27 protein-coding genes are annotated in these 25,260 nt (G+C 58.0%); 5 read left to right on the top strand and 22 right to left on the bottom strand.

Going from position 1 to position 25,260, the window contains the following annotated elements; all coding sequences use genetic code 11:
• Window positions 1–38: 38 nt before the first annotated feature.
• Window positions 39–701, top strand: coding sequence for a ligase-associated DNA damage response endonuclease PdeM (gene pdeM / locus GOV89_RS10440; RefSeq protein WP_171238138.1), 663 nt, complete (start codon window positions 39–41; stop codon window positions 699–701).
• A gap of 2 nt (window positions 702–703) precedes the next feature.
• Here pdeM and GOV89_RS10435 read toward each other — a convergent pair whose 3' ends face one another.
• The 18 genes from GOV89_RS10435 to ruvC all read right to left on the bottom strand — a co-directional run bounded on the left by GOV89_RS10435 (window position 704) and on the right by ruvC (window position 17,110).
• Complete coding sequence (locus tag GOV89_RS10435) at window positions 704–1,297, bottom strand: LytTR family DNA-binding domain-containing protein (protein ID WP_253286247.1); 594 nt, start codon at window positions 1,295–1,297, stop codon at window positions 704–706.
• A 360-nt stretch (window positions 1,298–1,657) separates the two neighbouring features.
• A complete protein-coding gene (gene folD / locus GOV89_RS10430; RefSeq protein ID WP_171238136.1) occupies window positions 1,658–2,548 on the bottom strand; it encodes a bifunctional methylenetetrahydrofolate dehydrogenase/methenyltetrahydrofolate cyclohydrolase FolD in 891 nt (296 codons plus the stop codon).
• 57 nt (window positions 2,549–2,605) lie between these two features.
• Window positions 2,606–2,911, bottom strand: a complete 306-nt coding sequence (locus tag GOV89_RS10425) for a chorismate mutase (protein ID WP_171177942.1) — start codon at window positions 2,909–2,911, stop codon at window positions 2,606–2,608.
• 58 nt (window positions 2,912–2,969) lie between these two features.
• The gene (locus GOV89_RS10420; protein WP_171238135.1) at window positions 2,970–4,646 is read right to left on the bottom strand and encodes a formate--tetrahydrofolate ligase; all 1,677 of its coding nucleotides are present in this window, start codon (window positions 4,644–4,646) and stop codon (window positions 2,970–2,972) included.
• 165 nt (window positions 4,647–4,811) lie between these two features.
• Entirely contained in the window at window positions 4,812–5,387 is a 576-nt protein-coding gene (locus GOV89_RS10415) for an MOSC domain-containing protein (RefSeq protein ID WP_171238134.1), read from the bottom strand.
• A gap of 99 nt (window positions 5,388–5,486) precedes the next feature.
• On the bottom strand, window positions 5,487–7,403 hold the full coding sequence (gene ftsH, locus GOV89_RS10410; protein WP_171238133.1) for an ATP-dependent zinc metalloprotease FtsH: 1,917 nt from the start codon (window positions 7,401–7,403) through the stop codon (window positions 5,487–5,489).
• 75 nt (window positions 7,404–7,478) lie between these two features.
• A complete protein-coding gene (gene tilS, locus GOV89_RS10405; RefSeq protein ID WP_371810635.1) occupies window positions 7,479–8,738 on the bottom strand; it encodes a tRNA lysidine(34) synthetase TilS in 1,260 nt (419 codons plus the stop codon).
• Window positions 8,729–9,550, bottom strand: coding sequence for a tol-pal system protein YbgF (gene ybgF / locus GOV89_RS10400; protein ID WP_171235414.1), 822 nt, complete (start codon window positions 9,548–9,550; stop codon window positions 8,729–8,731). Before ybgF ends, tilS begins: the two co-directional genes overlap by 10 nt.
• 4 nt (window positions 9,551–9,554) lie before the next feature.
• Entirely contained in the window at window positions 9,555–10,061 is a 507-nt protein-coding gene (gene pal / locus GOV89_RS10395; RefSeq protein ID WP_171238131.1) for a peptidoglycan-associated lipoprotein Pal, read from the bottom strand.
• A 72-nt stretch (window positions 10,062–10,133) separates the two neighbouring features.
• On the bottom strand, window positions 10,134–11,453 hold the full coding sequence (tolB, locus tag GOV89_RS10390; protein ID WP_171177964.1) for a Tol-Pal system beta propeller repeat protein TolB: 1,320 nt from the start codon (window positions 11,451–11,453) through the stop codon (window positions 10,134–10,136).
• Entirely contained in the window at window positions 11,450–12,553 is a 1,104-nt protein-coding gene (locus GOV89_RS10385) for an energy transducer TonB (protein WP_171238130.1), read from the bottom strand. Before GOV89_RS10385 ends, tolB begins: the two co-directional genes overlap by 4 nt.
• A 9-nt stretch (window positions 12,554–12,562) precedes the next feature.
• On the bottom strand, window positions 12,563–13,039 hold the full coding sequence (tolR, locus tag GOV89_RS10380) for a protein TolR (protein WP_152457226.1): 477 nt from the start codon (window positions 13,037–13,039) through the stop codon (window positions 12,563–12,565).
• A 2-nt stretch (window positions 13,040–13,041) separates the two neighbouring features.
• Window positions 13,042–13,737, bottom strand: a complete 696-nt coding sequence (gene tolQ, locus GOV89_RS10375; RefSeq protein ID WP_171177972.1) for a protein TolQ — start codon at window positions 13,735–13,737, stop codon at window positions 13,042–13,044.
• Between the two features lie 110 nt (window positions 13,738–13,847).
• A complete protein-coding gene (gene ybgC, locus GOV89_RS10370) occupies window positions 13,848–14,231 on the bottom strand; it encodes a tol-pal system-associated acyl-CoA thioesterase (RefSeq protein WP_171177974.1) in 384 nt (127 codons plus the stop codon).
• The gene (locus GOV89_RS10365) at window positions 14,228–14,851 is read right to left on the bottom strand and encodes a hypothetical protein (RefSeq protein WP_171178103.1); all 624 of its coding nucleotides are present in this window, start codon (window positions 14,849–14,851) and stop codon (window positions 14,228–14,230) included. The genes ybgC and GOV89_RS10365 overlap by 4 nt, the downstream gene beginning before the upstream one ends.
• Window positions 14,852–14,914: 63 nt before the next feature.
• The gene (gene ruvB, locus GOV89_RS10360; RefSeq protein WP_171238129.1) at window positions 14,915–15,934 is read right to left on the bottom strand and encodes a Holliday junction branch migration DNA helicase RuvB; all 1,020 of its coding nucleotides are present in this window, start codon (window positions 15,932–15,934) and stop codon (window positions 14,915–14,917) included.
• 4 nt (window positions 15,935–15,938) lie between these two features.
• Window positions 15,939–16,616, bottom strand: coding sequence for a Holliday junction branch migration protein RuvA (gene ruvA / locus GOV89_RS10355; protein ID WP_171177978.1), 678 nt, complete (start codon window positions 16,614–16,616; stop codon window positions 15,939–15,941).
• Window positions 16,613–17,110, bottom strand: a complete 498-nt coding sequence (gene ruvC, locus GOV89_RS10350; protein WP_171238128.1) for a crossover junction endodeoxyribonuclease RuvC — start codon at window positions 17,108–17,110, stop codon at window positions 16,613–16,615. The genes ruvA and ruvC overlap by 4 nt, the downstream gene beginning before the upstream one ends.
• A gap of 334 nt (window positions 17,111–17,444) precedes the next feature.
• Between ruvC and GOV89_RS10345 the strand changes: the two genes are divergently transcribed.
• Window positions 17,445–17,660, top strand: coding sequence for a DUF1127 domain-containing protein (locus tag GOV89_RS10345; RefSeq protein WP_171238127.1), 216 nt, complete (start codon window positions 17,445–17,447; stop codon window positions 17,658–17,660).
• 104 nt (window positions 17,661–17,764) lie between these two features.
• Here the strand turns inward: GOV89_RS10345 and GOV89_RS10340 are convergent, their stop codons facing one another.
• The 4 genes from GOV89_RS10340 to GOV89_RS10325 form a co-directional block, all read right to left on the bottom strand.
• Window positions 17,765–18,109, bottom strand: coding sequence for a hypothetical protein (locus GOV89_RS10340; protein ID WP_171177986.1), 345 nt, complete (start codon window positions 18,107–18,109; stop codon window positions 17,765–17,767).
• Window positions 18,110–18,211: 102 nt separating this feature from the next.
• Window positions 18,212–19,090: a 50S ribosomal protein L11 methyltransferase gene (locus GOV89_RS10335; protein ID WP_171238126.1), complete on the bottom strand. Its 879-nt coding sequence runs from the start codon at window positions 19,088–19,090 to the stop codon at window positions 18,212–18,214.
• Between the two features lie 66 nt (window positions 19,091–19,156).
• A complete protein-coding gene (locus GOV89_RS10330) occupies window positions 19,157–20,389 on the bottom strand; it encodes an MFS transporter (protein WP_171238125.1) in 1,233 nt (410 codons plus the stop codon).
• A gap of 79 nt (window positions 20,390–20,468) precedes the next feature.
• Window positions 20,469–22,664, bottom strand: a complete 2,196-nt coding sequence (locus GOV89_RS10325) for a primosomal protein N' (RefSeq protein WP_171238124.1) — start codon at window positions 22,662–22,664, stop codon at window positions 20,469–20,471.
• Window positions 22,665–22,752: 88 nt separating this feature from the next.
• Here GOV89_RS10325 and fsa point away from each other — a divergent pair, with 88 nt between their 5' ends.
• The 3 genes from fsa (at window position 22,753) to GOV89_RS10310 (ending at window position 25,228) form a co-directional block, all read left to right on the top strand.
• Window positions 22,753–23,406: a fructose-6-phosphate aldolase gene (fsa, locus tag GOV89_RS10320; protein ID WP_152457215.1), complete on the top strand. Its 654-nt coding sequence runs from the start codon at window positions 22,753–22,755 to the stop codon at window positions 23,404–23,406.
• A gap of 197 nt (window positions 23,407–23,603) precedes the next feature.
• Window positions 23,604–24,311: a DUF484 family protein gene (locus tag GOV89_RS10315; protein ID WP_171238123.1), complete on the top strand. Its 708-nt coding sequence runs from the start codon at window positions 23,604–23,606 to the stop codon at window positions 24,309–24,311.
• Window positions 24,308–25,228 (top strand): tyrosine recombinase XerC, encoded by a 921-nt coding sequence (locus tag GOV89_RS10310; protein ID WP_171238122.1) that lies wholly within the window; start codon window positions 24,308–24,310, stop codon window positions 25,226–25,228. Before GOV89_RS10315 ends, GOV89_RS10310 begins: the two co-directional genes overlap by 4 nt.
• Window positions 25,229–25,260 lie beyond the last annotated feature (32 nt).

Below are 25,260 nucleotides of genomic sequence, written 5' to 3'. Positions count from 1 at the left end.
CCCTTGCGTCGGGCAACGAAACACGCCAAGAACGTATCATGAACGTGTGCGAATTTTCCTTTGCAGGTCAGCGCCTCGGCGCTCTGCCTTCGGGTGCTCTGTGGTGGCCCGAACGGAAAATGCTGTGTGTCTCGGACCTGCATTTGGGCAAATCCGAACGATTGGCGCGGCGCAACGGGCTTGCATTGCCCCCTTATGACACCCGCGAGACACTGGATCGATTGGCGGATGATTTGGAGCGCACCAACGCGGAAACTGTTCTATGCTTGGGTGACAGCTTTGACGACCTTGAAGCCGCCCAAGCGCTGCCTTCAGCCGAAAGACTTCGGATCGCAGCATTGCAAGCTGGGCGCAAATGGATATGGATCGAAGGAAACCATGATCCCGGCCCAATTGAGCTAGGTGGAACTCACCTGTTCGAATGGCGCAACGGCCCGCTTGTCTTTCGCCATATCGCAGAGGACCAGGCGCAAGGAGAAGTTTCCGGCCATTACCACCCAAAAGCGCGGATCAGGGTAAGAGGGCGGCACATTTCGCGACCCGCTTTTCTATTGGATCAAAAACGCCTGATCCTACCGGCTTACGGTACCTTCACAGGCGGGCTGCGCAGTTCGGATCAAGTTCTGGCAGACCTCATGGATCAAAGCGCCATGGCTATTCTAACCGGCCCGCACCCGCAGATGATGCCGATGCCGCGCTAACGTCAGATCAAACCGTCCTGTTCCAACATCGGTTTGTACTTTCGGCTGACTGGCACCAGATCGCCGTTGACCAGCTTTAAGAACGTTTTGCCATTTGTCTTTTTAACACCGGCGATAGAAGCATCCGTCACCCAATGTGAGCGATGCAAACAATGGCCGGGAACCGGTTCCATCTCGGCAATGGCGTCCGTGAAACGCGACCGGAGCGTGAAAACACCTTCCGAAGTCACAACATCCACATTGTGATCCCTTACGGTCAGGCGGTAAATTTGACCATTGAAGCCAGCAGGTAAGCGTTTGGCAAGACGCGGCTTTTCAATTTCTGGCGACAACGCCACTGCAGCTTGCAAGTCGTTGCGTTGCACAAAAACCAGCCCTGCCACCAACAACACCCCATAAACAGCAACTGTTTGCGCACCTGGTGCCATATGACCACCGATAGTGAACAAAATCCACGCCAGCAACCAAAGCGACGGTGTGAAAAAGGACAGGATCAGACCGGCGTAAGCTAGATCCCGGGCTGGAATGTTCAAAAGCAATGGGCTGTTGAGCATCAGCTTTCGCACTAAACCGGTCACTGAAAGTGCCAAGACCATGACACCGACCCAAAACAGAAGGCGCAAACCAAAGCTGAGTTCGGCAACCAGAAATGGTGGGAACGCATAGGCAAGCAAAGGAAGAAAAACGACGCCCGCTGACACCCTTTGCAGGGTGCAAGCTTTTCGAATTGAATTTAACTTAGACGACATACTGCTTTTGCGCGTGCATAGCCCGAGCGCGATAGGCACAAGGGAAAATAGACCTGTAAACAACTGGAAATACAGGCTTATCAAGATAATTCAAGCTGGGAAACCCACTCATGAGTACGTCGCTCATGTTGTCTTGGGTGTAGTCCTGGCGTGTCACGCAGTCAGGTTAGGCGACGGGCCGTCTGTAACGGCCCGACCCAAGTTGGTTTAGGCTGTCAGACCTTCCGGTTCTGGCAATCCGTTGGACCGGCAGCAGGCGGTCAGCGTGTTGGCCAGCAAACACGCGATAGTCATCGGGCCTACGCCGCCCGGAACCGGAGTGATTGCGCCCGCACGTTCAGCCGCGCTGGCGTAATCTACGTCTCCAACCAGCTTGTTCTTGCCGTCACGCTCGATCCGGTTGATGCCTACGTCGATGACGGTGGCACCTTCCTTGATCCAGTCGCCCGGCACCATCTCAGGACGGCCAACAGCGGCGACAACAATGTCTGCGCGACGCACGACGTCAGGCAGGTCTTTGGTGCGCGAATGCGCAATCGTTACGGTGCAGCTGTCGCCCAGCAACAGCTGTGCCAAAGGTTTACCAACGATGTTTGAACGGCCAATCACAACCGCATCCATGCCCGACAGCGAGCCGTGATAGTCGCGCAGCATCATCAGGCACCCAAGCGGCGTGCAGGGAACCATCGATTTCTGCCCGGTGCCCAGCAGGCCCACGTTCGAGATGTGAAAACCATCGACATCCTTGGCAGGATCAATCGAGTTGATCACAAGATCTTCGTTCAGATGCTTTGGCAGAGGCAGCTGAACCAGAATGCCATGGACGGCGGGATCGTTGTTCAGCTTATCGATCAGAGCCAGCAGGTCCTCTTCCGAGGTGTCGACGTCCAGCTTGTGTTCATACGAGTTCATGCCGACCTCGACGGTCTGCTTGCCCTTCGAGCGGACATAAACCTGGCTGGCGGGGTCTTCGCCTACCAGAACCACGGCAAGGCCGGGGGTGATGCCGTTTTCTTCTTTCAGCTTGCCAACCTGATCGGCCACTTGCGCGCGCACTTTTGCCGCGAATGCCTTACCGTCGATAACCTGCGCTACCATCCTTTGATCCCTTCTTTCAAAAAACGGATCGGGCGCAAGATGCGCCCGGTCAGTCAGTCAGTCAGAGCCGAGCACACGCTCTTCGCGGGCAATCGACCAATCTATCAAAATACGCCAGAGTTCTTCAGCAAGTTCAGGGTCCATACCCAGTTCATCGGAACTCTTGCGCACGCGCTGCACCACCTCTTCAACACGATCCGGGATTCGGGCGGGCAGCCCCTCGCCGGGTTTCAGCTGGGACGCACGGTCGATGTAACTGGCACGGTTCACCAGCATTTCGATCAGTTGGCGGTCCAGCCTGTCGATCTGAACCCGCAATTCCTGCATAGTGTCACAGTCTTGCGGCGGTGTCAGAGTGGGCATCGCGGTCTCCTCATGGCCCGGGGAAATCCCCGGACCACGAGATGGTTCAAAAAACGGCTTAGAACAAGCCCTCGATCTCACCTGCGTCGTTAAGGCAGATGGTTTCTGCAGCCGGTTTGCGGGGCAGACCAGGCATGGTCATGATCTCACCGCAGACAACTACGATGAAACCGGCACCTGCGGACAGGCGAACCTCACGCACCGGAACCGAGTGGCCGGTGGGCGCACCGCGCAGGGTCGGATCGGTCGAGAACGAGTACTGAGTTTTCGCCATGCAGACCGGCAGGTTGCCATAGCCCGCGTCTTCCCACTCGCGCAGTTGGTTGCGGATCTTGTTGTCGGCCAGAACTTCGTCAGCGCGGTAGATGCGCTTGGCGATGGTTTCGATCTTTTCGAACAGCGGCATTTCGTCGGGGTAGATCGGCGCGAAGTTTGCGGTGCCACCTTCAACGATTTCGACCACTTTCTCGGCCAGCGGAGCCGAGCCTTCCGAGCCCAGTTCCCAGTGACGCGACAGAACTGCTTCGACACCGTGATCGGCGCAGTAGTTCTTGACGGCCTCGACTTCGGCATCGGTGTCGGTGACGAAGTGGTTGATGGCGACAACAACCGGCACACCGAACGATTTCACGTTCTCGATGTGGCGGCCCAGGTTGGCGCAGCCCGACTTAACAGCGTCAACGTTTTCAGCACCCAGATCAGCCTTGGCCACGCCACCGTTCATCTTCATCGCGCGTACAGTGGCAACCAGTACAACAGCCGACGGGGCGATGCCCGCTTTACGGCATTTGATGTTCATGAACTTTTCGGCGCCAAGGTCCGCACCAAAGCCAGCCTCGGTCACAACATAGTCAGCGACTTTCAGCGCGGTCTTGGTCGCGATGACCGAGTTACAGCCGTGCGCGATGTTCGCGAACGGGCCACCGTGAACAAAGGCCGGGTTGTTTTCCAGCGTTTGCACCAGGTTCGGCTGCATGGCGTCCTTCAGCAGAACGGTCATTGCGCCTTCGGCCTTGATGTCGCGGCAATAAACCGGGGTTTTATCGCGGCGGTAAGCAACGATGATGTCGCCCAGACGCTTTTCAAGGTCTTTCAGATCGTTGGCCAGGCACAGGATCGCCATGACTTCGGATGCCACGGTGATGTCAAAGCCTGCTTCGCGCGGGAAGCCGTTCGAAACACCTCCCAAGCTGGCGGTGATCTGACGCAGGGCACGGTCGTTCATGTCGACCACACGACGCCATGCAACACGGCGCGTGTCGATTTCGGCTTCATTGCCCCAGTAAATGTGGTTGTCGATCATCGCCGACAGCAGCGAGTGCGCCGAGGTGATGGCGTGGAAGTCGCCGGTGAAGTGCAGGTTCATCTCTTCCATCGGAACAACCTGCGCGTAACCGCCACCTGCAGCACCGCCCTTCATGCCGAAGTTCGGGCCCAGCGAGGCTTCGCGGATACAGATCATCGCATTCTTGCCGATGCGGTTCAGGCCGTCACCCAGACCAACGGTGGTGGTGGTCTTGCCTTCGCCTGCCGGGGTCGGGTTAATCGCGGTCACCAAAATCAGCTTGCCGTCTTCGCGGTCCTGAACCGAGTTGATGAAGTCCTGACTGACTTTAGCTTTGTCATGGCCGTAAGGCAGCAGATCCGCTGAGTCGATGCCGATCTTGGCACCGATTTCCTGAATCGGCTTTTTGTTCGCTTCACGAGCGATTTCGATATCGGATTTGTAGCTCATTGGCCGGGGTCCCTAATTGAATGCCGTGCAATACCGACGCGATACGTCGGCGCTGCGCATTCCATACCCTTGTGTACAATCTCAATAGCCATGGATTCCGACATTCTGGTGTCGCGAAGCGTCGTAAGGTCATTTCATCGGTTTCTAATCGGAAACCTGACGCGTTTAAGGAGCCCAGGCGGGCTGGTCCGGAACAAACAACGTCAGATGATCCCCAAGCTGAATACGCCCCGGGCGTTCGACCCATCCGGTTATGCCGCGACGCCCCACCGCTGCCGGTTTGAACGCGGCACCATACCCGGGCTGATCCGCCTCGACCTCGCGCCCCGGTAACACGCAGGGAGCGTTTTCCATGTCGACGGTGATTGTTGCACCTAACGCGGCCTGCAAGCGTGATGATGGCGGAATGTGCGAGAAATCGGGAATGCCTTTCAGGACAATTGATGCGCCAAGATATGCGGGGTCTAGCGCCTCCAAACCCATACCCTGCGCGATCTGGTCAAGCTCTTCCACTGACAGAACCGACAACTGACGTACATTGCGGATCTCTGTTCCAGTGGAGTAAAGGTTCTTGACCCGCACACAGGATGCCCGATTGAGCCCTTCGTGCCGTTCCCCAGCCACACCATCAAATGCCAGGTCCAACTCTTGCACGGCTGTCGCACGAAGCGACTTCCCAGCAGGAACATGGCCCAACCAAACCACTTCGCCTACATATTCAGTTTCACGCAAAAACGGCATAATGGCATCCCTTTTCCGCTGGAGTTCGAAAGGCATATTGCCCAGCAAACGTCAGATGAAAAGAGAAAAGACCCGAGCGTTCGCCCGGGTCTTTGTGATTTATGCGGTAGGTTCTGGCTCCATCCCACCCTCAGGAGGGGATTTCTTGGCCTTCGTCTTAGGAATGGCCGTAACGCTGGGTGCGCTGCCCTGATCCGGGCTGTCCCCTTCGTCATCGCCTTCGGTCGGCGATTCACCATTCATGACACGCTTGATCTCGTCCCCGGTCAGGGTCTCGTATTCCAGCAGGCCTTGGGCCAAACGCTCCCATTCTTCGTTCTTGTCGGTCAGAATCTTGTGAGCGCGCTCATAGCCTTGCTGGATCAGGCGCTTTACCTCTTCCTCGATCAGCTCTTTGGTATGCGCCGACACTGAGAAACCAGCAGTGTTGCCTGAATATCCCTCATGCGCCTCGGCATAATCGATATTGCCGACTTTATCGGACATACCCCAGCGCATCACCATGGCGCGGGCCAACTGGCTGGCCTGCATGATGTCACCGGCGGGGCCGTTCGAGACGTGGTCTTCACCGTATTTGATCACCTCGGCCGCTTTGCCCGCCATGGTCATCGCCAGCTTCTGCTCACACTCGTCCCTGTGATAGTTCAGCTGATCCATTTCGGGCAGGCTGACAACCATGCCAAGCGCACCGCCACGCGGGATGATCGTCGCCTTATAGACCGGATCACACAGCGGCAGGGTCATGCCAACGACGGCGTGGCCCGATTCGTGATAGGCGGTCTTTTCTTTCTGACCCTGAGTCAGCACCATCGACCGGCGCTCGGCCCCCATCATCACCTTGTCCTTGGCGTTCTCAAAATCTTCCATGGTGACAAAGCGACGACCCACACGCGCTGCCATCAGCGCAGCCTCGTTCACTAGGTTCGCCAGATCAGCGCCCGAGAAACCCGGAGTACCACGCGCGATGATGCGCAGATCGACATCGGGGCCCAAAGGTGTCTTGCGGGCGTGCACGCCCAGAATCTTCTCGCGGCCTTTGATGTCGGGGTTGCCAACTGTCACGTTGCGGTCAAACCGGCCCGGACGCAGCAGCGCAGGGTCCAGAACATCCTTACGGTTGGTCGCCGCCAGTATGATCACGCCTTCGTTGGCCTCGAACCCGTCCATCTCAACCAGCAGCTGGTTGAGCGTCTGTTCGCGTTCATCATTACCACCACCGTAGCCGGCACCACGGTGACGGCCCACGGCATCGATCTCGTCGATAAACACGATGCACGGCGCGTTCTTCTTGGCCTGTTCGAACATGTCGCGCACGCGGGATGCACCAACACCCACGAACATCTCAACGAAGTCCGAACCGGAAATGGTGAAGAACGGTACACCTGCCTCACCTGCAATCGCACGGGCCAGCAGTGTTTTACCGGTACCCGGAGGGCCAACCAAAAGCGCGCCTTTTGGAATTTTTCCACCAAGCCGCGAAAACTTCTGCGGGTTGCGCAGGAATTCCACGATCTCTTCCAGCTCTTCCTTAGCCTCATCAATGCCAGCAACATCATCGAAGGTCACACGGCCATGCTTTTCGGTCAGCATCTTGGCCTTGGACTTGCCAAAGCCCATCGCACCGCCTTTGCCGCCGCCCTGCATGCGGTTCATGAAGTAAACCCATACGCCGATCAGCAGCAAGAAAGGCAGCAGCGTGATCAGGAAGGACTGGAACCCAGACTGCTGTTGCTTGACCGCTTGAACCGGGATGTTCTCATCGATCAGCAGCTTGGTGACCTCGGCGTCGCCTGGTTTGATCGTGACATAGGTCGCGCCGTTTTCAGTGGTATAGCGAATCTGCTCTCCATCCAGCGTCACGTTTTTGACTTCACCGCTTTGGACGGCACCGACAAAGTCGGAATATGTTCTCTCATTGCTCTGAAGCGTTCCACCCGGTCCACTGAACAGATTGAACAGTGCCAGAATAAGCAGGAACAGAACGACCCAAAACGCGATATTGCGAGCGTTGCCCAAGGAAAATCTCCCAAAAGTTTCGGCAGGTGAGGAACTGCCAAGTTGTCTCTTAAAATAGAGAGGATTGTTCTATGTTCAATGCGATAAAAAAGATGCGTGAAATGCAGGCCAATCCGAGACCGGTTCCGCACGCCATCCATTGGCAAATCCCGCAAGCGGAGCCGCAACAACCGTTTCGCCCGCCCAAACCGCAGGGGTTGCAGTCAAAGCAAGCCTGGGACGCCCTGTGTTTCGCCAATTTACGACCTGGTGCAGCCCTTTTTCGCCCAGCGCTCGAATTTCCGCGCCTTCCGTTTCTGGGCCGGTCAGCACCCATTTGCTGTCCCAGGCGGTGCCAGATGCGGCAATTTGGCCCTCTACGGACTTAAATTCCCTGCAAATCCAAACACTCGCGCCTTTCGGCACCAGCAGACACCCGGCAATTGACCCGGCTTGACCGCAGGCAATAGCATCCATTGCCTGCTCTACAGTCGCCTGACGCGGGGGATAGCCCTGCCCGGCAATCCATTCGAGAATTCCCAGCAGAACACGCCTTTGAATCTCTTTCGGCAGTGCAGCAAACCCAGCCCGGTCCACCCTCACATCGCTTTGATCGACCCGTGTCACTTTCCGCGCGGATTCCTGCGCAAAAACACCCAAAGCCTCATGCGCCTGCGCCAGATTATTTGCTACGCGTGACAAAGACAGTGCATCGATTCCCAAGGGTTCAAGACCGTGAAGAGCTTCACGAGCCTTGATCCGGTCAAATTGCGCGTCCTGATTCGATGGGTCCTCGACCCAACTCGCCTCGATTTCTGTTAGGTAAGTGCGCAGCCTGTCTCGGGTGATACCCAGCATTGGTCGCAACAACGTCACCCCATCCTGTTGCCGCATGGGCGACATACCTGACAGGCCTGTGACGCCAGAGGACCGCCCCAGTCGCATGAGCAAAGTTTCGGCCTGATCGTCTGCGGTATGCCCCAAAGCGATTGCACCAATACCATTGTCCTTTGCCCAATTGGTCATCAGGTTGTATCGCGCCTGACGCGCTTGATCTTGCAGGTTGCCCACACCGTCCCAGCCCGACCATCGCAGAATGTCGTGCTGCAAGCCCAGGGTCGCAGCCTGACGGGCAACGGCCTCGGCCTCCTGCGCCGCCTCGGGGCGCAACCCGTGGTCGACTGTGACAGCATAGAGTGTGATCGCTTCTGTTTGGGCGACAGTGTGCAACAGATGCATCAGGGCGACGGAATCTCCGCCACCTGATACAGCAACCCCCAGCTTGCGGGGCAGATTGTCCGGCAACCTTTTGCGAAGATCGGAAATCAGGCTGTCTGGCTGAGTGCTCAAGAACACCCCAGCGCGGTCATCTCTTGCGTGGCGTTTGCCAGCGCAGGCGCAGAGGGGAATCGCACCCCGACCTCATTCAGTGTGATGCAAGCCTGATCGGTTTGTCCCAATCGGCCCAGAGCCGCGCCCAGCTCGTACAGGGCTTCGGGGGCAAAGGCACCTTCGGAATCGCCGGTGAAGCTGGCCAAAAAGGCGCGAGCCGCTTCGCGAGTGTCACCCAGTCCCTCAAGGGCGTGACCCCGTTTCAGGTTCGCTTCAGGGGCCAGTGGGCTACCGGGATAGTTTGCCTCGAACTGCGCGAACATGGTGGCGGCCGTTTGGAAATCACCATCGACCAAAGCTTGCGACGCCGTATCGAAATCCGCGCGTTCGCCTACGGCAAGCTCGGTTTGATCCGTTACCGGTGGAGTTGCAACGCTTACGGTGCCCGTGTCAGACGCCGTATCACCGCCCAATGTCGACGTTTCCTCAAGCGCCGACAGGTCTCCGCCTTCAAGTTCGACCAGTCGAAACTCCAGATCGCCTATGCGGTTTGTACCGTCGGTGACTATGTTCTGGACCCGTTGGTTCAATTGCTCGGTCTGGCGCGTCAGGCGCTGCAACTCAGCCTCGATCGCGTCAACACGCTCAAGCACTGAACTGCCGGACAGGTTGGGTGCAGGCGACCCGGTGGTGGAAAACTCGCGCTTCAGGCGCTGTATCTCGACATGCAGTACCGTCAGCTCCTGACGAATATCCGCCAGGGTCTGCTGGTCCTGTGCCTTTGCCACACCCGCCGTCGCCACGACGGCCGCCAAAACCCATCCTGCAATACGCATCATCTTACCCCAGAGTTGACCCTGTCAGCACCGTCACCGCACGGCGGTTCTTGGCGTAGCAGTCCTCGGTGCTGCAAATCTCGATCGGGCGTTCCTTGCCGTAGCTGACTGTTTTAAGACGGTTGCCCGCCACCCCGCGGGAAATCAGATACTCGCGCGCGGCATTTGCGCGCTTTGCGCCCAAACCAAGGTTGTACTCCCGCGTACCCTGTTCATCCGCGTGCCCTTCTATCGTGGCGACAAAATCGGGGTTAGCCAACAACCACTCTGCCTGCCCCTGCAGAACGGTTTGTGCCTGCGGTGTAAGGGTCGACTGATCAACAGCGAAAAGGACACGGTCGCCAACTGTTTGCTGGAAATACGCCGGCGAACGTGGGTCGCTTGGCGAACCCGGCACGATAGCGCCAGTGCCACCTGCGCCACCGCCCCCCAAAGCGGAAGGGTCATTATTTGAACAGGCGGCAATCATACTCAGCGCGCCCAGCGCCAGAACTTTGCTCAATACGTTCATTTCAAGTGCCTCGTGTTTTGTTTATTGCCGCCTGTCTACCACAGGCGCGATTCGTTGTGAACTTTGCTGCGATCAATTCTGCAACGGGCCCCATGACGGGTCGCTGCCACCATCCGGAGTGCGCACCGGGCGCAGATTTCGGCCCGATATATCCACTGAATATAGCGAGGCCCGACCGCTTGCCCCCTGCGTTTCGCGGGTGAACATGATAACGCGTCCATTGGGCGACCAGGTGGGACCTTCATCCAGGAACGAAGCAGTCAGCAACCGTTCTTCCGACCCGTCCGTGCGCATGACGCCAATGTGGAACCGGCCTTTGTTTTGCTTGGTAAAGGCGATTAAATCGCCGCGCGGCGACCAAACCGGGGTGCCATAACGCCCCGCGCCAAAGCTGATCCGCGTTGCCTCACCCCCATTTGCAGGCATCACATAAAGCTGCGGTGTGCCCGACCGGTCGCTTTCAAAAACGATGCGGCTGCCATCCGGAGAATAGCTGGGCGCTGTTTCAATCGCGGGCGTGTTGGTCAGGCGTGTACTTTGACCCGAGGCCAGATCCATCTTCCACAAATCCGTGTTACCGCCCTGAATCAGCGAATACACAATGGACCGACCATCGGGCGAGAAACGGGGTGAGAAGCTCATGGTGCCGTCCTGAGTCTTGAGTTCTTGCCGTTTCACGCGCCCCACATCCAGAACATAGATGCGCGGGCTGCCGCTTTCGTAGCTGGTATACAGCAACCGGTCGCCCGTGGGCGAAAAGCGCGGCGCCAAAACGATGGCGGAACTGTCGGTCAGGTATTGTACATTTGCGCCGTCGTAATCCATGATCGCCAACCGCTTGAGGCGTTGATCCTTGGGTCCGCTTTCCGACACAAAGGCCACGCGACTGTCGAAATACCCTCCTTCACCTGTGATCCGGCTATAGACCTGATCGGCAACCTTGTGCGCCATGCGGCGCCAGCCCTCGGTTGTACCTGCCAGTTGCAGGCCGGTGCCCAGTTCCTGACCCGAGAACACATCCCAGACACGGAACCGGACCGTCAATCGTTTCCCCGAAACATTGACTGCCCCAGTAACCAACGCATCAGCATTAATCGCTTTCCAGTCAGCGAACTGAACCGGCGCTTCAAAACTGCTAACCCGACTGATGAACGCATCCGACGAGATTTCGCGAAACAGACCTGTTCCGGTCAGATCCGCTGCCACCACGCGCGAAATATCCTGCGCATATTGCGCGGCCGAAGGGCCATCGGGCACGAAATTGGGAACCGCAAAGGGCAAGGGCTCGATTATGCCTTGGTCCAATTCCAGCCGCAGGGGGCCGTTTTGTGCGTAAACCGGCGCGGACATCAATGTCAGGCCGACAAAGAGGCTGGTCAGAAGTTTCATCATTTGATCCGCATCCTCTCGGGATTGAATGTAATCTCAACATCCTGCCACTGAGCGTATTTGTCAGCAGGCAAGTCATATCCTTTGGCTCCGCAGCGCAAAATCGCGCGTCGCGCGGCCTGGTATGCCTGATTGGCGGCACCGGCAGACCCGCCAGAGCTGTCCAGCATCCGAATACTGCCGCCTACAACTGTACCATCACGGTTCAGCGAAAACGCAACCACGACCACCGTTTTCAGCGCATCCGTAGACAGTGAACCTACGTTCCAACACCTGGATACAGCCAGTCGCATTGCATCTTTCTCACCGCTGGTGAGCGGCGGGCCCGAGGGCTCGGTGCCAGCACCCAGAGCTTCAGCCAAGGCATCGTTTATCGCAGTCTCGTCTGTCTGCGTTTCGGGTTCCGGGGTCGTCTCGGGCGTTTCAGCAACTTCCGGTTCCGGCGGCGGGCTGGGCCGATTGGGGCGTGTGCGCGGGCGGGGTGAACTGAGCAGGGGTTCCTTGGTTTCTTCCGCCTCGGTCACAATCTCTGGCGCGGCCTCTTCCGGGGCGGTTTGATCTTGCTGTTCCTGCTGCACCTCAGCGCCCTCATCCAAGGACACCGGAGGCGTTTCAAACTCATCCGGCGTTGCCTCGGGCGGTGGCGGCGCAATCGCCTCGGGCGCAACGCGATCGGCAGGGCGCGGCTGCGCTTCTGGTTCGGGCTGCACGGGCTGTGCAACGGTTTCAACCTCAGGCTCGGCCAATGAAGGCGGCTCCTCCGGAAGCTCGGGCTCGGGCGGGGCTTCAACGATAACGGGCGCGGGTTCAGGGTCGGGTTCAGCAGGCGCCACGGGTTCGGGGCGCGGCTGTTGCTCAACCACCGGTTCCGGCGGGCTGGTTTCCGCCTGCTCAGGGTCGGGCGGTTGTTGCAAAGCGGCAGGCACTTCGGAGACGTCGGGCGCGTCGCGCTGCGCGGTCATAGCCGCGAATTGATCAGCGGTGATCACGGAAACATCCTGGACAGCCATCGGCAACGGCTCGGACCGAAAGGTGCCGCCAAAAAGTGCGACGCCAATCAGGCTGACATGCGCAATCGCCGAAATCTTGGTGCCGGTATCCACCGTGCGACCTCACTCTCCACCTTCATCCAGCGTTGGCCCGCCCGTATCGGTTACAAGGCCAACGTTAGAAAACCCGCCCGCATTCAGCGCGCCCATGACCTGCATCACCTGTGCATATGGAATCGCACCATCAGCGCGCAGGAACACACGGTCACTGCTCCGCTCTGCCGCAATCGCGCGCAGCTTGCCAATCAACTCTTCGCGCAAGACATCAGTCGTCTGGATTTGCACGCGCCCATCTGCGGTGAGCGTCACGGTCAATGGTTCCTCGTTGTCACCGGGCAAAGCGCTTGCCGCGGTCTTAGGCAGATCGACAGGAACACCCACGGTCAGCAGCGGTGCCGCGACCATGAATATGATCAGCAACACCAGCATCACGTCCACAAACGGCGTCACGTTGATCTCGGCCATGGGTTGAGCGCGCCCGCGACGCCGTCCGCGTCTGCGCCCGTTACCACCCGAAGATTGCTGAACCGCCGCGCCCATGGTCAGCTGTCCAACTGACGCGACAGAATGGTGGCGAACTCATCGGCAAAAGCTTCGTAGCCACCAACAATCCGGTCACTATCCGCGCTAAGCTTGTTATAGAAAATAACCGCAGGGATCGCGGCCAACAAACCCAGGCCCGTCGCCAACAGCGCTTCGGCGATACCGGGGGCGACAACGGCCAGATTGGTGTTCTGCTGCTCGGCAATCTCGATAAAGGCATTCATGATGCCCCATACGGTACCGAACAGGCCAATAAACGGCGCGGTTGATCCCACCGTGGCCAAAATGGGCAACCCTTTCTGCAAGGTCTCTGCCTCTTTTGCGATGGCAACATCCATCGATCGGTCGATCCGCGCAGTTGCACCGGCGATCAGCCCACCATCATTTCGGTGCGACCTTCGCCATTCGATCATGCCTGCGGCAAAGATCTTTTCAGAACTGCCGTCCGGTTGCGCTCCGATCTGCTCAAACAGCTCATCCAAAGGGTTGCCCGACCAAAAGCTTTCATCAAACACCTGCGCCTCACGACGTGCGGCCCGATAGTTGATCAGCTTTTGGATGATAATGCCCCAGGACCAGATCGATGCACCGATCAGCATCAACATCACCAATTTGACGATAAAGGTCGCGCGGGCATACAGCCCCCACATGGAGAAATCGATCTCCTGCGCCAGCGCCAGCGTTTCAGCTTCCATGAACCTGCTCTTTGTTTTTGCCTGACGGCCGTTTGTTTGGCCTTGTTTTGCCAAACGCTAACGCAATTGGGGTTGAAAAGCCAATAGAACCACCCTTGGCCCGCAAATTGTTACATCAATGCGCGAATCTCTGCCGGAAGGCGGATCGGCTTGCCTTCCTTGTTGATGCACACAGCCGTAACTGAAGCGCGAAAAATCTCGGTTTCCCCCCGCCGAACCAACTGCGCCATCGTCAGGCGCACGCCGGAAATCTCAGTCACTTCGGTTTCAACGATCAACTCGTCATCAAACTTGGCAGGCGAAAGGTAATCGGCCTCAACGCGCCGCACGACCCAAACAATGCCCTCGTCCCGCATGGCATTCTGATCATTGCCCAGATTGCGCACCCAGTCCGAGCGGGCACGCTCAATGTACCGCAGATAATTCGCGTGATAGACGACACCGCCCATGTCGGTGTCTTCATAGTAAACGCGAACCGGGTACACGTGTTTCATTGTGGCAGCTCCAGCCGGGCAAACAGCCTGAGTGCATGAGACGCATCCTGCGCCGCCCCGGGCAGGACCGGATCATAGGCGGCCCGGATCAATGCAGCAATGTCAGGGCGCAGGATCGTTGCCTCACCGGCGACAGCCAGCGGCGATTGCGTCCGAAACGCAGTATCGGACCAAAGCAAGACAGTCTGCACCACCTGGCTAAGGGCAAGCGTTTCCGCCGGAACCTTGGACAATTCCTTGTCCATACGCAGGAACACAAACGCCGCACGGATTGCGCCATCTTCTTCGAACCGGAATATTCGATACTGATTGGCATCCGCAGCCACCAGGCGTTCCACCAAAGGCCCAAGGTCCGGGACCAGCCGATCAAGATCAGGCACTTCCAGCAGTTCTTGCCAGTCGCGAAAAAAGAAGACCATGCAATTGGCACCAAGCTCGGGATCGGTCTCGGCCATCTTATGCCCAGCCAAAGTTACAACGGCTTCGAACGCGCCCTTGACGGTCACCAGCGTCTCGTCTTCGACACCAAACACGATTGGCACGATGGGACGTCCCCAACGCGCAAACAGGAACTCACCGCTTTCGCGTGTAAACAGCGCCTCAATTTCTTCTGGTGTCACACCCAGTCCTTCTTCTTGTTTCAAATACGGCCGCCGGAGGCACAAAACCCTGATCGCACCGCTTCAACCAAACAGATCGCTCTGCCGCTTCGGCGCAGTCATGCCCAAATGAGTCCACGCCTTCTGCGCCAACATCCGTCCACGCGGGGTTCGTTGAATCAAACCTTGCTGCAACAAGAAGGGTTCGATCACTTCTTCCAGCGAGTCGCGGCTTTCTGACAAGGCTGCCGACATTGTTTCAATACCGACCGGGCCGCCCCCATAGTTTTCGGCGATCAGTTTTAGATACCGGCGGTCCGCCCCATCAAGCCCCAGGTGGTCCACACCCAGCCGCGTTAAGGCTCCGTCCGCCAGTTCGCGTGTTATCCGACCGTCGCCTTCAACGATGGCAAAATCCACAACCCGCCGCAGCAACCGCCCCGCAATCCGAGGGGTGCCACGTGACCTGCGCGCAATCTCGCGCGCGCCGTCATCATCTGCCGGAGCCCCCAGCTTTCGCGCGTTGCGCGTAACGATCTCGTGCAATTCATCGACTGTGTAGAACTGCAATCGCGTCGGGATACCGAAACGGTCGCGCAAAGGGGTTGTCAGCAAACCCATTCGGGTCGTGGCCCCCACCAGCGTGAACGGCTGCAATTCGATCCGCACGGTTCTGGCCGCAGGTCCTTCGCCGATCACCAGATCCAGCTCAAAATCTTCCATCGCGGGATACAGCACCTCTTCCACCGCCGGATTCAAACGGTGGATTTCATCGATGAACAGAACATCGCGCGCTTCCAGATTGGTCAGGATCGCCGCCAGATCGCCAGCTTTGGCCAGAACCGGGCCGGAGGTCATACGAAAGTTGACACCCAACTCACGCGCCATGATTTGTGCCAGGGTTGTTTTCCCCAATCCCGGCGGGCCATGGAACAAGGTATGATCCATCGCCTCGCCCCGTTGCTTGGCGGATTGAACAAAAATACGCAGGTTGGCCCGCGCCTCGGCCTGACCGATGAACTCGTTCAGCCCTTGCGGACGCAATGCACGATCGTTGTCCTCGGGCAGAGGATCCGGGCGCAGGGTGGGATCAGCATCTACCATTTAACTACCCTTTCGGAGCCAACAATCTGAGCGCGGCACGGATCAGATCAGCCTCGCCCGCTTCAGGTTGGCTTGCCGCCGCCTCGGCCACGGCTGCTGCCGCGTCAGACGGTCCATATCCAAGATTGGCCAGTGCCGACAATGCACCGGCGGATGCCGCAGCAGCCCCCGATGGCGGTTTCGATGACCGTTTTGGAGCGGGCGCGGGTTCGGCCAGTTCCACTACCTCAAGCGCGGGCCCATCCAGCGCCTCGGCGACCGTCCCGCCCATGGCCATGACCCCCGGCGCTTTATCCTTGAGGTCCAGCACAATCCGCTGCGCCGTTTTCGGCCCTACGCCTTTGGCCGCTTTGACGGCGCCCCAATCGCCCAATGCAATAGCGCGGCTCACGCCATCCGGCCCTAAGGCGCTGAGGATGGCCAAAGACACTTTTGCGCCAACGCCCTGAACCGAACACAAAAGGCGATGCCATTCCTTCTCGACCAACGAGAGAAACCCGTAAAGCTGCATCAGATCTTCGCGCACGACCATGTCGGTATAGATCGAGACTGCCTCGCCGACGCCCGGCAACGCCGCCAAAGTCCGGTCGGAACAATAGACGATATAGCCAACGCCTCGCACATCGATCAGAACGTGATCTGCTGCGCGATAGTCCAGCCGCCCTGTCAGTTTGCCAATCATGCCCGCACCTCTTTCACACGCGCCTGTTGTGTCTTTCCGTAATAGGCGTGGCAGATGGCAATCGCCAGCGCATCTGCAGCGTCAGCTCCTTTTGGCAAACATCCCGGCAGTTGCAACTTGACCATGTGGATGACCTGCTCTTTCTCGGCATGGCCCACGCCAACCACCGTCTTCTTGACCCGATTGGGAGCATATTCGCCCACCGGCAATCCAGCCTGCGCCAATGTCAGCAACGCAACGCCCCGCGCCTGACCCAGCTTAAGCGTCCCTGCCCCATCCTTGTTCACAAATGTCTGTTCGATGGCGGCCTGATCCGGGCGGTGATCGGCAATCACTTCGACAATCTGGTTGTGCAGCGACAACAGGCGCTCACCCAGATCGTCCCCATCTGATTTGCATAACCCATTGGCTACATGGCTCAGACGGCTGCCATTTGATTCGATGACGCCCCATCCCAGGGTCCTAAGCCCCGGATCAATGCCTAGAATTCGCATGTTGTGCCTCGGCCTGGTCGGGTTTTGTGATCTTTTTTCAACGCCTAGCACGAAGCGTGAACATTTTCCAAGCGAATTGGCCCAAAGTCTGAAAACGACACCTATATCTCAGCCGCGACCCAGAGGCAGATTTACGACCCGAAAAAGGTCTGAAAACGGCACCTTTGTTAACGCAAATTTACCAATAAATTAAGGGGGTTTCAGCATTTCAGAGCATTGCAAAAAATGCATAGGACACATGCAAAAACTGAACTTGTGCACGCGAATTGGCAGCACTAGATGCCGCTCAGATCGCAAGATTGAAAAGTGAACACAAACCAGAAGGAAACAGGATATGGCTGCACTGGACACTACCCGCATCGCCACCACTGGCTCGTTCGGCCTCGTTGGCCGTATCGGCGTATTTTTCGTATCGGCCGTGAACGCCGCAATCGAATGGAATGACGCCCGCGTAACCCGCAACGCGCTGATCGTTCTGAGCGACCGCGAACTGGAAGACATCGGCCTGTGCCGTGGCGACATTGACGCCATCGCCGAGGGCCGTCGGTAACTCCGGCAACCACTCACGCGCCCCAATCTCCTCCCTCGAGTGGGGCAAAGACAAACACCGCGCGCATTACGGCACGCGGTGTTTATTTTTTTCATGTTTCGAGATCAGAAGAGAATCTTGTTCATTTGCTGAGACAGCGCCTGCGACACAGGATCAATTTGCATCACCCATGCCCCTGCCTGTTCGACCTTGGTGCCTTCGTTCAAGCTGTCTATTCTATATTGGTATCCGGAGGGGCCAAGGTGTGACAGAAGGAACGCCTTGAACACAAAGAACGCGACAAGCGTGAACAGCAGGACCCTTACCGGCACGGCCGAACTGATTCGTTGCGGTCTCATGACAACCAGGCCATCTTTGCGCATCGTTGCGCGATAGCCCCGGCTCATCTTCTGATGCTTCTTGTTCAGGCGATTAACGCGCTGAGTGAACTCCAGTTGTTTACCCGTCATGGCAGCCTCCAAAAAACCGCCCCCCTCGACTTTGATCAGAAAACGGTAATTAGAGATTGCGACAAAAGCGTGGCAAAATTCCACAAAACTCCTGCAAATGGCCTAATTCGCGCCCTGTTTGGTTAAGATTAGGGTCGTCCATTCACCAATCTCACCTCTATGAGCAAGATTGAACGCGTTTTGTGAATAAACTGAAACCACATCATCGGCCTGTTCGTTAAGGATTCCCGACAGGATCGCATACCCTCCTGGGCGCAGATTCGCGGAGATTTCAGGCGATAACGCCACCAGCGGACCCTTCAGAATATTGGCAAAGATCAGATCATACGGGGCGTGTGCCTTTAGGTCAGGATGATCGAAGCCAGCGGCTTCCACGCATTTCACCGCATCGGACATACCGTTTGCCTTCAGGTTCGCCTCGGCCACGTCAACGGCGACTTCGTCGATATCGCTGGCAATGATTTCGCCATCCCAGACCCGAGCGGCAGCCATGGCCAAAACGGCCGTACCGCAGCCAATATCGGCCACTTTTGACGCAGCAAATCCTTCGTCCATCAAGCGATCCAGCGCTTTCAAGCAACCCAATGTTGTGCCGTGATGCCCAGTGCCAAAGGCCATTGCAGCTTCGATAAGCAACGGAATGCGGCCTTCGGGCAGCTTGTCGGCATCATGGCTGCCGTAGACGAAAAACCGACCGGCTTCGACTGGTGCAAGCTCGCGACGCACATGTGCGACCCAATCTGTTTCAGGCAATTCCGAGACGACAAACGGCTTCGCTTCAAACGCCGCTGCCAGTACCGCCAGTGCAGTCTCGTCCGGGGCTTCGGTGAAATAGCCGCCCACTTCCCACAGGCCCGAACCGTCCTCGACCTCGAACACACCAACACCCGTGGGTTCCGGCTCCAAACGCTCCATCGCTTCGCCCAGACCCTCGGCGGCCTTCTTACCTGTCAGCGTAGTCAGCGCGGTGAATGTGGGCATCTGGGCCTCCTGTCTCAGTTGGCACAGCGCCTAGGACGCCGTGCCGCCAAGGTCAAGCCGTCCGGCCTATTCCGCAGGCGCCGGAGCGTATTTGGTCAAGATTGTCTCATTGCCCGGTTCGGGATGGCGCGGGATCAACAGCGACAACAGAAGTGAAACAATTGCCATAGCCGCCGCCAAACCAAACACTGCGCCCGGCGAAACCACCCACAAAAGCCCCAGCAATGCAGGCAAGAACACGGCGGCGATATGGTTGATCGTGAAAGCCACGGCCGCTGTCGGCGCAATGTCCGCTGGGTCCGCGATTTTCTGAAAATAGGTTTTCAGCGCCAGCGCCAGTGCGAATAGCACATGGTCGATCACATATAGGATCGCAGCCAGCAACACACCCCAGCCAAACCAGTAGATACCGCCATAAGCCGCAAACACGATGGCCAGTCCGGCATATTCGAAGATCAGGGTGCGCCGCTCGCCAAACTTTGCCACAGCTTTGCCCAGCAAAGGCGCGGCCATCATGTTGATCATCAGGTTGATCAGGTAAAGGCTGGTCAGTTCATGCACTTTGAAACCGAACTTTTCGACCATCATGAACCCGGCAAACACAATAAAGATCTGCCGCCGTGCGCCGGCCATGAATTGCAGCGCATAGTAGAGCCAGTACCGGCGACGCAGGATCAGCTTTTTGGTCTGCGGTGTTGGGGCGTCAAACTGAGGATAGGCGATCAGGCTGAACAAGGCCAACAAGACCGTCACGCCGCCTGCGGCCATGAAAACTAAGTTATAGGAAAGATCAAAGCGCTCCCAGGTCAGAACGATCAACCCATAGACCACCGCCGTCGCTGCCGACCCCATCGCAACCAGCCATCCCAGAATTTGCGGCGCGCGATCCTTGGGCAGCCATTGCAGCTGCAGCGACTGATTTACCGTTTCATAGTAGTGAAACCCGATCGAGCTGAACAGGGTCACAAACAACAACCCACCCAAGCTGGGGAACCAGGCAGTTACAGCCGTTGCCACCCCAAGCATCATCAGCGAAATCATCGCCAGAACCTGCTCGCGGATGAAAATGATGACGGCGATCACGCCAATCGCAAGAAAGCCCGGAATTTCACGTACCGTATGCAGCAGGCCAATATCGGCCCCATCAAAATTCGCCACCTCAATGACGAAATTGTTCAGCAGCGCGCTCCACGCATTGAACGCGATGGGCATGGTCATGGCCATCACAAACAAGAGCGTGACAGGACGACGCCAGAACGGAAGGCTCTGCGCCTCGTTAAGGGGCATGGGTTTCAGCATATTGGTCCTCTACGCCCATTTTGGCGCTTTGGCGAGAGGTAAGCCGTTCGCGCACAGCCGACCTGCGCTGATGCAGAAGTCAGTAAAAGCTCTGCGGGTCGATATCGACAGTCAGACGGATGTCCCCTTTCAGACGCAAAGGCGCGATCCAGCGAGCAATCGCGTCCTGAATGGGGGCACCTTTTGGGGCTTTGACCAGCAGGCGCACACGGTGCCGTCCGCGAATACGTGCAATCGGCGCTGGTGCAGGGCCAAAAACTTGCCCCCCCACATCGCGCACAGGGGCATCATTGCGCGCCATCGCGTTTCCGATATCGAAGACAGGGCCGACCTCTGGCCCCGACAGCACGATACCGGCCATGCGCCCATAAGGGGGAACCCCCGCCGCCTGCCGCCCTGCGGCTTCTGCTTTCCAGAACCCTTCTTCGTCGCCAGACAGGATGGCACGTATCACTGGATGTTCTGGTTGGAACGTCTGCAACAACGCCTGCCCCGGCTTATCCGCCCTGCCAGCACGCCCGGCAACCTGCCGCATCAATTGAAACGTCCGTTCCGCCGCGCGCAAATCGGCACCGTGCAGTGACAAGTCCGCATCAATCACACCAACCAATGTGAGTTTGGGAAAGTTATGTCCCTTGGCAACCAACTGAGTGCCGATGATGATATCGGCATCGCCCTCGGCGATCTCTTCGATCTTGGCCTTCAGTGCGCGTGCTGAACCGAAAAGGTCGGAACTCAGCATCGCAATCTTGGCGTCAGGAAAGGTCGCCTCGGCCTCTTCTGCCAGCCGCTCGATCCCCGGCCCAACCGGGGCCAGCTTGCCTTCTACCCCGCAGGACGGGCAGGCATCTGGCATGGGTTTGGTCTCACCGCATTGGTGGCACATAAGGCGTTTCAGGAACCGGTGCTCAACCATTCGCGCGTCACAATGATCGCAGGCTATCTGTTCTCCGCAGGCCCGGCACAGGGTCACGGGAGCATAACCACGTCGGTTGATGAACAGCAGCGATTGTTCACCCTTCTCGATCCGCTGCTGCACCGCCTGTCGCAGGGACGGAGAAATCCATGTCCCGGGCTGCATCTGTTCGACCCGCATGTCGATGGGCTTCATTTCGGGCAGGACCGCCGCGCCAAAGCGCGAGGTCAGATCCACCCGCTCATATTTGCCTGCTTCGGCATTGGCCCAGCTTTCCAACGAGGGCGTGGCGCTGGCCAGAATCACCCGCGCACCACAAATGGCCGCACGCAGAACTGCCATATCCCGCGCGCTGTAGTGCACGCCGTCTTCCTGCTTGTAAGAGGTATCGTGTTCCTCATCGACCACCACCAGCCCCAAATCGCGGAACGGTAAAAACAATGCAGATCGCGCGCCCACAACCAACTGCGCATTCCCCTGCCCGACCATTCTCCAGACCCGTCGGCGTTCCGTCATGGTCGCGCCCGAGTGCCACTCGGCAGGTCGTGCACCAAACCGCGCCTCGACACGGGTCAGGAATTCAGCGGTCAGCGCAATTTCCGGCAGCAAGACCAAAGCCTGTCGTCCCATGCGCAGGGCTTCGGCCACTGCCTCCAGATACACTTCGGTCTTGCCCGAACCTGTAACGCCTTTCAGCAATGTCGTGCCATAATCCCCCGTCCGCTGCCCGGCTTGCAATCGGGTCACAGCCGCCGCCTGATCTTCGGTCAGATCTTTCCCGGGCAGGTTCGGATCAAGATGCGGGTACGGCAGATCACGCGGACTGTCCTCCTCCCGGACGGCGCCTTGTTTAACCAACCCTTTGACAACAGACGAGGTTACACCTGCCTGCTCGGCAAGTTCTTTCAAGGTGAAGGCGAGACCACCATAGTCGCGCAAAACCTCCATCACACGGGATCGCGCATCGGTCATCCGGTCCGGTTCGCCACTGCCAAGACGATAGACCTTGCGCATTGACGGCGGGTCGCCCAACCCCGGCGCACGCGTCGCCAGCCTCAGCATGGCAGGCATCGGCGTCAGCGTGTAGTCGGCCACCTTACCTAGAAAAGCCCGCATTTCTTCACGCATCGGCGCGACTTCGAGTACCCGGATCACAGACCGCGCCTTGTTCAGATCAAACCCGCCCTGTCCCGGGCCCCAGACCACACCCAGAACCTTGCGTGGCCCCAAAGGCACTTCGACAAACGCACCCAGAAAGCACCCGCCTTCAGGCGCTTTGTAATCCAACGTCCGGTCCAGCGGCTGCGTTGTCAGTACCGCAATCAGCTCTCCTTGGTCGAAAAATCCGTTAGCGCTCACAGCATATCCTTAGCAGGGGGTTCCAGCATGGCTCACTTTGAGGTAAAGCCATCCGCGACCAAGGCCAACCCATCAAAGGACTGCCCTCATGAAATTCTTCGTAGACACCGCCGAGATCGACGCCATCGCCGAACTGAACGATCTGGGCATGGTGGACGGTGTGACCACCAACCCTTCGCTGATCCTAAAGTCGGGTCGCGACATTCTGGAAGTAACCAAAGAGATCTGTGATTTGGTCGACGGGCCGGTTTCGGCCGAAGTTGTCGCCACCGAAGCCGATGACATGATCGCCGAAGGCCGCAAGCTGGCCAAAATCGCTCCGAACATCGCAGTGAAAGTGCCGCTGACATGGGCTGGCCTGAAAACCTGCAAAACGCTCAGCGACGAAGGTCAGATGGTCAACGTGACGCTCTGTTTCTCGACCAATCAGGCCATTCTTGCTGCCAAAGCAGGTGCGACTTTCATCTCGCCTTTCATTGGTCGTCTCGACGACATCAACCTCGACGGCATGGATCTGATTGCCGACATCCGTCAGGTCTATGACAATTACGGGTTCGAGACTGAGATCCTTGCCGCCTCGATCCGCACCGTGAACCATGTGACCGACAGCGCCCGCATTGGTGCCGATGTCATCACTGCTCCACCAGCCGTGATCAAGAAGCTGGCCGATCATCCTCTGACCGACAAAGGCCTGGAAACCTTCCTGGCCGATTGGGCCAAGACCGGTCAAAAAATCCTCTGATCTTTAGAATAACTGCGCGGTGCTTTCAGGCACCGCGCCCGACCCAACGGCCCTATGCCTGATTTGTGATCAAGCATGAGGGGCGAGAGCCTCATCGCCACAGCACTCAAGGAAATCCACCTTTGCGTGCATTTTTCCCAAGGCAAAACCGGTCTGGTATGTTATAAGCCGCTCAACAAAAAAAGACCGGACGGGACATGAGCAGCAACCCCAAACTCGAGGATAACCTCCGCGCGGCGATTCTGGCTGAGCCTGACGTCGTGCTGGATGACAAGGACCTGATGCAGGCGCTGGTCAGCGCCAATGAACGCGCACGCGGCGACAATGTGATCGATCTGCGCGGCATCGCCATGCAACGTCTCGAAGCGCGGCTGGACCGGCTGGAGGACACCCACCGGTCTGTCATTGCGGCGGCTTATGAGAACCTGGCAGGCACCAATCAAGTGCATCGTGCGATTCTGCGCCTGTTGGAGCCCGTTGAATTCGAAGATTTCCTACGCGCGCTTGGTGCGGACGTGGCAGATATTTTGCGTGTTGATCACATCACTTTGGTTCTGGAAACAACAGTGGTTCAGGACGATCCAGCCGTCGACAAGCTGGGCGGCGTTCTGACAATTGCCGAACCCGGCTTCATCGACCAGTACCTGACCATTGATCGCGGCGGTCCCGCCCGCGACGTCACTCTGCGCGAGGTCCATCAACCCAACCGCCGCATTTTTGGCGCGCTTGCAGATCAATTGCGCTCCGAAGCCTGCCTGAAGCTTAACCTCGGTCCTGGCCGCCTGCCGGGAATGATTGTCATGGGTGCGCGTGACCCTCGGCATTTCACACCACAGCTCGGCACCGACCTTTTAAGCTTTTTCGCCGGCGTGTTCGAACGCTCGATGCGCCACTGGCTGTCGTGAGCCTGATTTCACCCGCCTGCCGCGATGCGCTGCAGCATTGGCTGGACGGCTTGGGTGCGCTGGCGGGACGGTCCGAGAATACGCAAACCGCCTATCGTGGCGATGTGACCGAGTTCCTGTCGTTCATGACGCTGCACCATGCCGAACGGCAAGGATTGAAAGCACTGGAACGGATCACCGTATCGGACATGCGCGCCTGGATGGCAGATCAACGCAGCGGTGATGTTGGTGCACGATCACTCGCTCGCAAACTCTCGGCCGTCAAAAGCTTTTACCGCTGGCTGGCCGAACGTGAAGGCTTTGAACCCACTGCTGTTTTGTCCACACGCGCACCAAAGTTCACCAAGAAACTGCCCCGCCCCCTTGCCGAAGACGCTGCCCGCGCCATGATCGACACGGTCGAGGTGCAATCCACTTCAGATTGGGTCGCCGCGCGGGACGTGGCAGTGATGACGTTGCTTTACGGGTGCGGGCTGCGCATATCCGAGGCGCTGTCATTGACCGGTGCTGACGCACCTTTACCTGCAAGCTTGCGTATCATCGGAAAGGGCGACAAAGAGAGGGTCGTTCCCGTTTTGCCCGCTGCTCAGGAAGCCGTCGACCGGTACGTGCAGCTGTGCCCTCACCCGCAGGCCCCTGACGCACCCTTGTTTCGCGGCGTCCGCGGCGGGGCGTTGAACCCACGTGCGATACAGAGCGTCATGGCGAAAGCCCGAATGCAACTGGGCCTGCCTGCAACCGCAACACCCCACGCCATGCGACACAGCTTTGCCACGCACCTTCTTTCGGCGGGAGGCGACTTGCGCGCCATTCAAGAACTTTTGGGACACGCGTCGCTTTCAACCACACAAGCCTATACTGCCGTGGACACAGCGCGATTGATGGAAGTCTACAACCGCGCGCACCCCAAAGCCTGACACACACATGCATCAAAACCGCGTGGCTTTTG

The sequence above is a fragment of the Ruegeria sp. HKCCA5763 genome (genome assembly GCF_013034545.1).
Taxonomy (GTDB): domain Bacteria; phylum Pseudomonadota; class Alphaproteobacteria; order Rhodobacterales; family Rhodobacteraceae; genus Ruegeria.
Note: the sequence above shows the minus strand (reverse complement) of the source record. Positions and strands in the feature narration are given on the sequence as shown.